Genomic DNA, 11,641 nt, shown 5'->3' with positions numbered 1-11,641 from the left:
GACGCGCTCGCGCACGTCGGCCAGCACGGCCTTGAAGCTCGCGCCTTCTTCGCCGAGCCGGCGCTGCAGCGTGCGCTTGCTGATCGCAAGCGAGCGCGCGACGTCCTCGGCGGTCGCGAGGCCGCCGGGGATCAGTTCCAGCAGCGCTGCCCGGACCCGCTCGACGATGCCGGCTTCGATCGACAGCGCGGTCAGGCGCCGACGCAGGTCAGGCTCGAATACTTGCCACATCGCGTCGTTCGCCGTCACGAACGGGCGTCGCGCGTCGCACAGCGCAAAGCTCACGGATGGCGCCGCGCCATAGCGCGGCGTCGCGCCGAAAAAGCGTGCGTAGTCGTCGTGCGGCCGCAGTTGTCGCGGCAGCGTAATCGCGCTCGCAGGCACGCGCAAGCGGGTCGCGATCCGCGCCAGTTTCACGAAGAAGCCGAGTTCGGTCGCGAGCAGCGCGCCGGGGGGCGCGACGTCTTGCTCGACGAAGTCGATGGCGAGCGTGAGCGCGTCCGCCTCCAGTGCGACGCGCAGGCGCAACGGACCGATCAGAGGCTTGAACTGGCTGATGCGCCGTACCGCGACTTCGAGGTTCGGGCTGCACAGCGCCGCGAAGATCGGCGGATCGAACGTCTCGACCGATACGTAGTCGAGTATGCGCAGGGGCAGGGGCAGTGACGGCTCGCCGGCCATGTCTTCGAACGCCTGCCACAGGCGGAAATACTCGCGGGTCGACAGACCCGCGTCCGGCCGCGCGAACAGGTCGGGGGGCAACTGCGCGCGCCGCAGCAACTCGTCGACGGATAGATCCAGATCGGCCAGCAATATCCGCCAGCCCGGCGAGATCGCGAAGCGGTTCATCGCCGCAGCTGCCCGGTCTCGACGAGCTGCTGGAAGAAGTCGTTCATCGATTCGGCGAGGGGCCGGTAGCGGATGCCGAGCTCGTTGCGGCTGCGGCTATTGTCGCTGTGCCACGGCAAGCCGACGTTGCGGGCCACCATCCTGCGCGTGACGGCCCGGTTCGCGAGCGGGCCGGCCAGCCAAACGAGCCATTTGGGCAGCACGCGCCGGGGAATCGGGTAGTCGTCGCCATACCGTTCGAGCAGCGTCGCCGCCATCGCCGGCAGGCTGGTATCGTGGCCCGACACGAGGTAGCGGCCGCTCGCGCCCGGCAGGAACGCCGCGCGGACGTGCGCCTCGGCCACGTCGCGCACGTCAACCACGCCGATGCCAAGATCGGGCGCGCCGCTCTTCATCGTGCCGTCTCCCATCTGCCGCACGATCGCGAAGCTCTCGGACGTGCCTTTCGGGTTGATGCCCGGTCCGACGACGAGCGACGGATTGATCGTCACCAGATCCCAGCGCTGCTGCGCGCCCGCGATCTTCCACGCTTCGCGTTCGGCGACCGTCTTGGAATACGAATACGGCTGGTGCGTGAGCGACGAGCTTGTATTCCAGATCGCCTCGGTGAACATGCCGTTCGGCGTGGCGGCGAGATCGGCGTTGTCGCCGTAGATGGCCGCGCAGCTGCTCGTCAGCACGACGCGCCGGACCGACGGCGTGCGGTTCACCGTGTCGAGCACGTTGCGCGTGCCGAGCAGCGCGGGATCGATCAGTTCCTTCTGCGGATCTCGCACGTCGACCTTGAACGGGGATGCGGTATGGAACACGATCCCGCAGCCGGCCATTGCCTGCGCATACGAGCCGGGTTCGAGCAGATCGGCGCGGAAGTAGCGGATCGCGCCGGGCGCGCGGGCCGCGATCCGCTCCAGATGCCTGAGCTTGTCGCGGTCGGCAGGATCGCGCACAGCCGCGTGAACCGTGAAGCCCGCGTCGAGCAGCCGTTTCACGAGCCAGCCCGCGACGTAGCCGGTTGCGCCGGTCACCATGACCGGGGTGTCGGTGTTGATGTCCATCGTCGTCGATTCCACTTCACATGATGTTCGACATGATGCCGGCTTTCACGCGCGCCGTAACTCGCCAAGCGCGCCAATCGGCATGCGCGGCGCGCCATGGTGAGCGCACGCGCGGATCGTCTTGCGAGCGCTGTGGTGTCGTTCGTTGTCTGCGAGAGACGGGGCTACTCCACATTCAATTTCCGCAGGCGCTTTCGAAACGTTGCCGAAGCGCTGTTCCACAGCCGCCAGCATGACGTCACGCACGACATCGCCGCTATGACCACCGGTCGTCGCCGCCTAACTCATGGCCTCACGGTCGCAGCAATCGAGCGCGAAGGTCACGCGCAGCGGCTCGCCATTGTCACAGCGAAACTCGAAGCCGTCAGAACACCATCGCTGGTTGCTCCTCGGTACAGCCACTTTGCCGTCGTGTCGGCGCTCGATGTGCGGCCGCGCAGGCCTGTGCAGCAGCAAGTCGTGCACGCGCATCACGCGATACACACGTTTGGCGTTGACCGGGGCCTCGCATCGGGACTCCCGCTCGCTTCGCAACAGGCCCCATATGCGCCGATAGCCGTAGCTTGGCAAGTCGGCAACAAGCAATCGAATTGCGTCGACAAGGCTTGCGTCGTCCGACTTGCGAGCGCGTCGTCCGTCTCGCCAATCAGCTGGTCGCGCGAGCTTTGCCGCCACATTCGAGCGCGCTACACCGAGAACATCGCAAACCCGCTTCACTGCGTGTCCTCCGGCAATGAGGGTGAGCGCGCAATCCATTTTCGCGACTTCATCACCTCCACGGCCTCCCGGAGAATCTCGTTTTCCATGGTCTTTATATGGACGCCTCCGGCTTGCCAAGGTTTGTTGCTCTGTCGAACAGATACAGGCTGCGGTTTTATATCCGGCCCATGCAGGTCGAAGCCCGCTGGCCCCAATGGAATCCGCTGACTCATGCCTCATTTTTGCCACGGACCGTGATGTCGTGTCAGGAGCAAGTCCCTCATTGTGCGCGAGGGCAAGAAATTCGAGAAACTATCAGCGTATCTTGAGGCCGTGCAAGCAAAGCCGTCTGTCCAGTGGCGCAGAGCTTACAAATTTGCGAAGTAGGGCAGGTAGGTTGGACGCGGGCCGTGACGTGAACAAAGGGCTTCAGATACCGCTACAATAGTGGCATGCAGAAATTGGGGAACGATATGCTCACTGTTGCATTGCCCGTCGAATTGGAAGCCGCCATCGTAACGGCGGCACACCGGTCAGGCCAGTCCGTTGACGAATATGTGGCCACGGTTTGCGCCGATGCTTTGTCGCTCGAAATGGATCGGGCGCGACTCGATTCGTATCTTTCAGGTACGCCGGCGGTGCAACATGACCGTGTTCGCGCGTGGCTGACTGAACTTGCTTCGGGAAATCGTACCGAATGCCCGCGCTGATCTGGCATCCAGATGCGCTGGAAGACGTTGCACGACTGTACGATTTTCTCGTGATGAACAGCCCGGCGGCTGCACGCCGTGCGGCTCAGATCATTGTGGACGCTGCCGATTTGATCGCCGAAAACCCCGGCATCGGTGCACCTCGGGCGGAATTTCGCGAATGGGCGGCCAGATTCGGCCGTAGTTCCTACGTTATCAGGTATGCCGTACTGGATGGCGACGAGGTGCTCGTGACCCGGGTATGGCATAGCCGCGAGTATCGTTAAGTATCAGCAGGGAACCTGTCAGGCTTGCTAGTTTGTCAAATGTATGACAATTTGGTAGCTTGCGCCCGACCGACAAGCGGGGGTTCTCTTGCCGATTTCTTGCACGTTTGCACTTAATAATCAGAAATTCTCGACGCTTCAGTGCCCGGGCGTTGGTGCTTTTCCTGCATTTTCGGGAACGAGCGAGGGGCGAGATAATCCGGCGGCAATTGCCAAAAAGGATGTCGGTCCGTTGCCGCCTGGACGCTATTACATCGTCGATAGAGAGTCGGGTGGGCGTTTGGGCAGCATACGCGATTTCGTTTTGGAGCACTTCTACGAAACCGATCGGACGACTTGGTTTGCGCTGTATCGTGCGGACGGCCAAATTGACGATTGGACCTTCATCAACGGCGTGAGGCGAGGGAGCTTCCGCCTTCATCCGAACGGGCCTAGGGGCTTGAGTGAAGGCTGTGTCACTCTGGTGAATCTGCAGGACTTCGTGAAGCTGCGAGCCGCCCTCAAGGCAACGCCCATGATCAGCGTGCCCGGTTTCGCCGGTCGTGCATACGGTACGGTCGATGTTCGATGAAAGCGTCTCGAATCGTGTTTAACGTGGTGGCGACGCTGGCGGTTACGCTGGCGCTCGCCAAGGTGGCCGGGTCGATCCAGTTCGCGCCATGGGCTACAAATGCCTTGGTTCGTTTTGCGGGGCTCTTCGGTGCGTACGGCGACGAGGGCGTCGAGGATGTTTATCTGGCCTCGTCGTTCCTGGCGTCGCTGATTGTGGCGGTTGCGGTTGTATGTGGCGCGAATCGGCTGTTCCGGCGTCCGAGTGGTGGAAATTGAAGATGCAGCTTGAATTGCTGGAACGGCCGTATCTGTCGGCCCAAGAACTGGCCGATGTGGCTCGGGATATCAGGAATCTCTACTGGGTGATCCGCAACACTCGGCGCGGAATCCATGACGCGAAGCGACGGCGCGTGTATTACAAGATTGCCGAGCATAAAAAACGCCTGCTCATGGCAGGCGTGTCGAAGGAAATGATTTTGGGCTTGCTACGCTGTTGCCGGGCGCGCGATTGTCAGGGACCGGGCTGCTTTGATTGCCCGAATCGTCGCGGTCAGTCTACGTGCAAAAATTGACATAATATCAATTATCAACAATATTGCTGTAGTAGCTTTATAGAAACGTCGCGTTCTAGCCATTTAGAAATGCCGTGCTTTGGACCTCGATACGCTCGCCGGTTCCCCACGACGGAGCCACCTATCAGCGAGCCCGAGGCGCAGCTCGACGGCCGCAAGCTCTGCTGCTCGCGTGGCAAGGTTGTCGGCGGTTCGGGCTCGATCAACGCCCGAACGAACGCTGCCGATCTGAGAGCGGCTGCGCGGATCGACTACGTGCTCGACGACGCCTGCGCTGTCGAACTGGTGCGCATTGCCGCGTGCTGGACGCGAGCATGAGAACGCGCCGCCCATCCAGGTAGCGTTCGCGGAAGATCGCCCTCTGCCGACGCTGGGCGATTTGAAGGCGACGGTCTCGTCAAACTGTGCCCGGAACTTGAGAGCCGAATTTCAATCCCCGCCCCCCCAAGAGAATCCATCAGTTGCCCTCCGTGTCGAGCATCCCTTCCTTGAAGGCAAGCCGCATGAGACCAGTGATATCGCTGACGCCGAGCTTGCGCATCAGGCGCAGGCGATACGTCTCCACAGTCTTGACCGACAGGTGCAACGACTCCGCGATGCTGGCGCTCGTGCGGCCCCGAACCACCAAATTGAGCACCTGACGCTCGCGCAGCGAGAGCGCCACCGCAGGCTCCGGCGCCGCCGCCGACGAGAGCGCCTTCGCCGCGGCGGAGGCGATCTGGGCGCTCCAGTAGTGGCGGCCCGCAACCACGTTGCGCAGCGCCTCGATGACCTCGCCACCCTTTGATCCCTTGAGTACGTAGCCCATCGCGCCCATCCTCACGGCGTCGAGCACCTGGCGCGGCTGCGAGAGCATGCTCAGCACCAGCACGCGCGACGGCAGCTTGCGGCGGTGCATCTCGCCGAGCAGTTCGAGGCCGGAATGCTCGCCGAGCGACAGGTCGAGCAGTACCACGTCGGGCGGCGCGCGCATGATGTCTCGAAGCACTGCCTGCGGAATCCAGCCCTCGCCCACGACCCGGTATCCGGCAGGTTCGAGCAGCGCGCGCAGTCCGTCTCTCAGCACAGCGTGATCGTCGACCAGATAGATGGTCTGGTTCATGGCGCGTACCTCAACTCGATCGTCGTGCCGCGCCGTCCGGCGCTAGAGCTCACGACAAGTTGCGCACCGATTCCCAGCGCGCGCTCGCGCATGCCCACCAGCCCGAGATGGCCGGGCTTGTGCGCACGTTCGGCGGGCCCGAGGCCGCGGCCGTCGTCGTGCACGCTCAGGACCAGCCCGGGCATGCCCCGTGCATCCAGCCTGACCGCGACATGGCCGCCGCGCGAATGCAGCAGCGCATTGGCAATGGCCTCGCGCGCCACCATGAAGACCGCATATTCGACATCGGGTGCCCAGCGGCGCTCGGCGAGTTCGTCGGCGGCATCGAGCGTCACGCGCACTTCCGGATGCTTTGCCGCCTGCGCCTGCACTTCGTTGTCGAGCGCTACCGCAAGGCCCTGCTCTTGCAATAGCGCCGGCCGCAATTCAACCAGCACTTCGCGCACTTCGCGCATGCCGCGATCGATGAGCGACGAGATCTGCGACCAGCCGTTCTGCACGATAGCGTCGTCGCTCGCGGGCAGACGCGCGCGCACGGCGTCGACGAAGATGCGCAGCGAGGTGAGCGTCTGGCCGAATTGGTCGTGCAGCAATTGCGCGAGACGGCGGTTGGTCTTCTGCTCGGCGTCCATCAGGTCGCGCGTCAACGCGGACAATTGCTCACGATAGCGCTCGACAGCCTGCTCGGACTCGACGCGCTCGGTGACGTCTCGTGCAACGAGCGTGATGAAGCTCCGGCCTTCGACGCTCGTGCGCGTCGCGGAGACTTCGAGGTGCTGCATGCGCCCGTCGTGACCTACGCCCGACAAGGTTCGCCTCGCATCGACAAGCGATCGCAGGCCGTCGCCGCGCGGCAGGATGTCGGGCAGCGGACCGTCCTTCAACTGGGCGGCGCTGCGGCCGAAGACACGTTCGGCCGCAGGGTTGCAGAGGATGACGCGGTCGGCGTCGTCAATGCCGAGAATGACGTCGCTTGCCGCCGACACGATCGCCGAAAGCAGCGCTTCGCTCTCGCGCACCTGCTGTTCGGCGCGCCGGCGTTCGCTCAGGTCGCGCGCCACCATCACGAGCGCGTAGACGACATCGTCGTCGTCACGCTGCGGGTAGAGCCGCAAGTGGCCCCAGAACCGCGTCTCGCGCGTACGTCCGAGCCAGCCTTCGTATTCGGTGCGGTCTCCGTCACGGGCGCGGGCGAGCAGCGATGCGCTCACGCCGCACTCGGCGCCATCCGACGAAAACAGCATCTCGAACGGTAAGCCCAGCGCCTCTTTCGCATGGGAATCGAACAGTGCGGCGGCGTTGCGGTTCCAACTCAGTATGCGGCCCTGGGGCGAGAGCTGGACCATCGCGATATCGACCGCCGCATCGATCAGCAATTCGGCCTGATGCTTGGCGGCGCGCACCGCCTCGCTCAGTTCGCTATGCGTGCCGAGATAGCCGATGAAGCAGTCGCCGTCGAAGAGCGGCGTCGTGTGCCACTGGACCCAGGAAAGGCGCCCGTCGCGCCGCACGTGCACGGCGCGGCCATGCAGCGCAACGCGCTCTTCGCGCATGCGGCGCAGAATTTCTCCGATGACGGTGCGCTGACTCTCCGGAATCCAGAGGCCGATCGGCGACTGACCGGCAAAATCGGACGAGGGGTAACCCGTCATCACCTCACTTGCGAGGTTCTGATAGACGATGCGGAACTGATCGTCATAGAGCACGAGGCCAAGCGGCATATCGCGCAGGAAACGCCATGCGCGGCCACTGTTGGCGACCGCGAGCGCCGCCGCGCGCGCCTCGCCGACACGATCGAGGCCGTCTTCCTCGACCTGCCGATACCACAGTTTGGTCGTGCCCCACGGCTCGGCATTCGCGGACGAGGTTTTCGAACTGGCGGGATCGGCCACCGGGGCCGCTGTTTGACGGGTTGCCACGCGCTGCGGTCCTTCACGTTAGGGTCTCGATGAGGGCCGTTCGAGCATAGCCGATTCCACTTCGCATAGGGTAATCGAGCAGCGCGATGTCCGACTTCCCTTACAACGCCCTCACCCGGCGGCTTCTAGAATGCGCTCGTCAGTGAACGCAATCCGTCCGTGGGCGGGTTACACGCTGTCTTCGATAATCGAACGCCGACTGGAGGAACCACGATGGACAACACGCTGCACGAGGCCGCCGGCCTGGTATCGCGCATGACGATCGAGGAGCGAGCGCGGCTCCTCTCCGGCGACGGCTGGTGGCGAACGCACGCCGTCGAGCGCCTCGGGCTGCCCGCGATCACCTGTTCGGACGGGCCGCACGGTCTGCGCAGACTGCAGGGCCTTTTCGGCGACAGCGTGCCGGCCACCTGTTTTCCGACCGCGACCGCGCTGGCCGCGACCTGGAATACCGGCCTGATCCGTGAGGTCGGCGCGGCGCTCGGACGCGAGGCGCAGGCAGCCGATGTGCAGATCCTGCTCGGCCCCGGCGTCAACATCAAACGCTCGCCGCTCGGCGGCCGCAACTTCGAATACTTCTCGGAAGACCCGTTGCTGTCGGGCCGCATGGCAGTCGCGTACATCGATGGCGTGCAGGGCGAAGGCGTCGGCACGTCGCTCAAGCACTTCGCGGTGAACAGCCAGGAAACGCAACGCATGGCGACAAGCTCCGACATCGACGAACGGACGCTGCGCGAGACGTACCTGCAGGCCTTCGAGATCGCGGTGCGCGAGGCGCAGCCGTGGTCCGTGATGAGCGCTTATAACCCGGTCAACGGCGTTTATGCATCGGAGCATCGCGAATTGCTGACGGATATCTTGCGCGACGAGTGGGGCTTCGAAGGCTTCGTCGTGTCGGACTGGGGCGGAATCAACGACCGCGCGAGCAGCGTGGCGGCAGGCACGAACCTGGAGATGCCGGGCAGCGGCGATTACAACCGCAACCGGATCATCGCGGCCGTGCGTGACGGACGCTTGTCGAACGAGACGCTCGAGCGCGCCGCGACCGAACTCGTGGCCGTGGCGCTGAAGGCGACCGCCGCGAAGAAGCCCGCCTTCGCCTTCGACGCCGACGCGCATCACGCCCTCGCTCGGCAAGTCGGCGGCGAGTCGATCGTGCTGTTGAAGAACGAAGATGGCGTGTTGCCGCTGCGCGCCCGCCAGAAAGTCGCGCTGATCGGCGATTTTGCGAAGGCGCCGCGGTATCAGGGCGCGGGTAGTTCGCAGGTCAACCCGATCCGCGTGACGAACGCCTTCGACGAGTTCGCCACCTTGCTCGGCGCGGACAGACTGTTGCACGCGGCAGGCTGCGACGCCGAGGGCGACACCGACGACGCGCTGCTCGCCGACGCGGTGAACAAAGCCGCGTCGGCGGACGTGGCGATCGTCTTCGTCGGCTTGCCCGATAGTTACGAATCGGAAGGCTTTGACCGCCGCTCGATCGACATGCCGCCCGGCCACGTGCGACTGATCGAAGCCGTAGCGATAGCGCAGCCGAACATCGTGGTCGTGCTGCTGAACGGTTCCGCCGTCGCAATGCCGTGGATCGACGGCGTCAAGGGCGTGGTCGAGGGCTGGCTCGGCGGGCAAGCCGGCGGCGGCGCGCTGGCGGACGTGCTCACGGGACGCGTCAATCCGTCGGGCAAGCTCAGCGAGACCTTTCCGGTTTGCATCGAGCAGACGCCGGCCTTTCCGGCCTTCCCGAGCCATTGCGGCCATGCGCTTTATGGAGAGGGGCTCTTCGTTGGCTACCGGCACTACGACATTCGGGATATCGAACCGCTGTTCCCGTTCGGCTTCGGCCTGAGCTATACGGAGTTTGCGTATACCCGCATCGAAAGCGGCACGGCCGCCTTCGATGCCGATGCAGGCGGCTCGATCACCGTCGATGTGACGGTCAGGAACGTCGGCGCTGTTGCGGGGCAAGAGGTCGTGCAGCTCTATGTGCACGAGCGCGCACCCGCGCACCCGGGGCCTGTCAACGAACTGCGCGCGTTCGACAAGGTCATGCTCGCGCCCGGCGAGGAAAGGACGCTGCGCTTCGCGCTCGGCCGCCGCGACTTCGCGCACTACGATCCGCAAGCGCAAGCATGGTCGGTGAACCCGGGCGAGTTCGATGTGCGCGTGGGAGGATCGTCACGCGATCTGCCGCTGCAGGCGACCCTCCACGTGCGGGCGCGCCCGTTGGCGAGGACGCTCACGCGGCAGTCGCTGGTGCAGGATTTCAGCCGGATGCCGGCGGTGTACGAAGAATTCGCGCGCGCGCTCGGATTCGCCGAACTGGTCGAGCCGGCGCCCGAGGCATCGTCCGCCGACATGACGCGGGAGCAGATCACCGCGGCGCGCAAGGCGCGCATGGCGACCCGCGCGTTCGTCGACGAAATGCCCATCAACAAGGTGCCGGCGTTCTCGAAAGGGCGATTGAGCGAGGCTCGGCTCGACGAGATTTTGCGCATCGCGTCGGCGTAGCCCGAGATCGGCGATTTACACGTTTTGATTTTTCGACGCACTCTGGCGGCGTCAGGGAAGCGTTCCTTTTTCGATCAGGTGTCTGGGGGAGATAAGAATGAAAGTCGGCAAATTCATGGGCGGCCTGTGCGCCGCAGGCCTCTTGTCTGGCGCAGCGGCATCGGTGCAGGCCGCCGAAGCCGTGTCGGTGCTGCACTGGTGGACGTCGGGCGGCGAATCGAAGGCCGTTGGCGTCCTCAAGAGCGACATGCAGAAGCAAGGCTACGCGTGGAAAGACTTCGCGGTCGCGGGCGGCGCGGGCGCCTCCGCGATGACCGTGCTCAAGACCCAGGTGATCTCGGGCAACGCGCCGGCGGCCGCGCAAATCAAAGGCCCGCTGATTCAGGAGTGGGCCGAGCAAGGCGTGCTCGCGCCGATCGATTCGGCCGCCGGAGACTGGAAGAAGAACCTTCCGCCGCAGATCGACAAGATCATCCGCGCCAACGGCCATTACGTCGCGGCGCCCTTCTCGGTGCATCGCGTGAATTGGCTGTACATCAACAAGGCCGCGCTCGACAAGGCAGGCGGTAAAGTGCCGACCACATGGCCGGAATTCTTCGCCGTGGCCGACAAGATGAAGGCCGCGGGCATCGTTCCGGTTGCGATGGGCGGCCAGCCGTGGCAGGACGTGACGCTGTGGGAAGGCGTGGTGCTCTCGCAGGGCGCGGACTTTTACAGGAAGGCGATCGTCGATCTTGATCCAAAGACGCTCACGTCCGACAAGATGGTCCAAGTATTCGACACGGTGCGCAGGATTCAATCGTACTTCGATCGCGGCCGCGCCAGCCGTGACTGGAATCTCGCGACGGCGATGGTCGTCAACGGCAAGGCCGGCATGCAGTTCATGGGCGACTGGGCGAAAGGCGAATTCGCCGGCGCGAACAAAAAGCCGGGCAGCGACTACATTTGCGCGGCGGTGCCGGGCACGGACAAGGCGTACACGTTCAACGTCGATGCGTTCGTGTTCTTCCAGCAGCCGGGCCAAAAGGAAGCGACGCCCGGCCAGCTCGCACTCGCGAAGACGATCATGTCTCCGGCGTTTCAGGAACAGTTCAGCCTGTACAAGGGCTCGATTCCGGTGCGGCTTGGCGCGCCGATGGCGAAATTCGACGACTGCGCCAGGAAGTCCTACGCGGACGAACAAACAGCGATCGCCGGCAACGGGTACGTGCCGTCGCTTTCGGGCAGCATGGCTCAATCGGATGCGATCGCCGGCGCAATCACCGACGTCGTCACCACGTTCATGAACTCGAACCAGGATTCGAAGCGCGCGGTTCAAGCGCTTGCGAAGGCTGCGAAGACGAAGTAAACGAGTGTCGGCGCCCCAGTTGCGATCTTGCTCGCGACTGGGCGTCGTCAGTGAAACCTTG

General features: G+C 64.2%; 11 protein-coding genes and 1 pseudogene. 7 read left to right on the top strand and 5 right to left on the bottom strand.

The features are described 5' to 3' along the window. The 3 genes and pseudogenes from WS91_RS13775 to WS91_RS13765 all read right to left on the bottom strand — a co-directional run. Positions 1-849, bottom strand: an 849-nt coding sequence (locus WS91_RS13775) for an AraC family transcriptional regulator ligand-binding domain-containing protein (protein ID WP_059670420.1), incomplete at its 3' end; no start/stop codon positions are given. Beyond that, positions 846-1,904 carry an NAD-dependent epimerase/dehydratase family protein gene (locus WS91_RS13770; RefSeq protein ID WP_059577516.1) on the bottom strand — a complete coding sequence of 353 codons (1,059 nt, stop codon included), beginning with the start codon at positions 1,902-1,904 and terminating at the stop codon, positions 846-848. The genes WS91_RS13775 and WS91_RS13770, both read right to left, overlap by 4 nt. A 117-nt stretch (positions 1,905-2,021) precedes the next feature. Further along, positions 2,022-2,716 (bottom strand): annotated as a pseudogene (locus WS91_RS13765) (IS3 family transposase); the annotation flags it as partial. A 339-nt stretch (positions 2,717-3,055) separates the two neighbouring features. Between WS91_RS13765 and WS91_RS33130 the strand changes: the two are divergent. The 5 genes from WS91_RS33130 (at position 3,056) to WS91_RS33125 (ending at position 4,703) form a co-directional block, all read left to right on the top strand. Next, entirely contained in the window at positions 3,056-3,313 is a 258-nt protein-coding gene (locus tag WS91_RS33130; protein ID WP_226377224.1) for a hypothetical protein, read from the top strand. Further along, positions 3,301-3,579: a type II toxin-antitoxin system RelE/ParE family toxin gene (locus WS91_RS13760; protein WP_063889442.1), complete on the top strand. Its 279-nt coding sequence runs from the start codon at positions 3,301-3,303 to the stop codon at positions 3,577-3,579. The genes WS91_RS33130 and WS91_RS13760 overlap by 13 nt, the downstream gene beginning before the upstream one ends. An 88-nt stretch (positions 3,580-3,667) precedes the next feature. Further along, the gene (locus WS91_RS13755) at positions 3,668-4,150 is read left to right on the top strand and encodes a DUF2778 domain-containing protein (RefSeq protein ID WP_059577520.1); all 483 of its coding nucleotides are present in this window, start codon (positions 3,668-3,670) and stop codon (positions 4,148-4,150) included. Beyond that, on the top strand, positions 4,147-4,407 hold the full coding sequence (locus tag WS91_RS13750) for a hypothetical protein (RefSeq protein ID WP_038742942.1): 261 nt from the start codon (positions 4,147-4,149) through the stop codon (positions 4,405-4,407). The genes WS91_RS13755 and WS91_RS13750 overlap by 4 nt, the downstream gene beginning before the upstream one ends. 2 nt (positions 4,408-4,409) lie before the next feature. After that, positions 4,410-4,703 carry a hypothetical protein gene (locus tag WS91_RS33125; RefSeq protein WP_231752023.1) on the top strand — a complete coding sequence of 98 codons (294 nt, stop codon included), beginning with the start codon at positions 4,410-4,412 and terminating at the stop codon, positions 4,701-4,703. 457 nt (positions 4,704-5,160) lie between these two features. Here WS91_RS33125 and WS91_RS33115 read toward each other — a convergent pair whose 3' ends face one another. Continuing rightward, the gene (locus tag WS91_RS33115; protein ID WP_038742946.1) at positions 5,161-5,805 is read right to left on the bottom strand and encodes a response regulator; all 645 of its coding nucleotides are present in this window, start codon (positions 5,803-5,805) and stop codon (positions 5,161-5,163) included. Then, positions 5,802-7,724, bottom strand: coding sequence for a sensor histidine kinase (locus tag WS91_RS13740; protein WP_152611590.1), 1,923 nt, complete (start codon positions 7,722-7,724; stop codon positions 5,802-5,804). Before WS91_RS13740 ends, WS91_RS33115 begins: the two co-directional genes overlap by 4 nt. 213 nt (positions 7,725-7,937) lie before the next feature. Between WS91_RS13740 and WS91_RS13735 the strand changes: the two genes are divergently transcribed. Continuing rightward, positions 7,938-10,232 carry a glycoside hydrolase family 3 C-terminal domain-containing protein gene (locus WS91_RS13735; protein ID WP_059670419.1) on the top strand — a complete coding sequence of 765 codons (2,295 nt, stop codon included), beginning with the start codon at positions 7,938-7,940 and terminating at the stop codon, positions 10,230-10,232. 97 nt (positions 10,233-10,329) lie between these two features. Continuing rightward, positions 10,330-11,580 (top strand): ABC transporter substrate-binding protein, encoded by a 1,251-nt coding sequence (locus tag WS91_RS13730; RefSeq protein ID WP_059577526.1) that lies wholly within the window; start codon positions 10,330-10,332, stop codon positions 11,578-11,580. The last annotated feature ends 61 nt before the right edge of the window (positions 11,581-11,641 follow it).

The sequence above is a fragment of the Burkholderia sp. MSMB1498 genome (assembly GCF_001526245.1).
GTDB lineage: Bacteria > Pseudomonadota > Gammaproteobacteria > Burkholderiales > Burkholderiaceae > Burkholderia > Burkholderia savannae.
The sequence above is the reverse complement of the archived record's forward strand: the minus strand, read 5'-3'. Positions and strand labels throughout refer to the sequence as shown.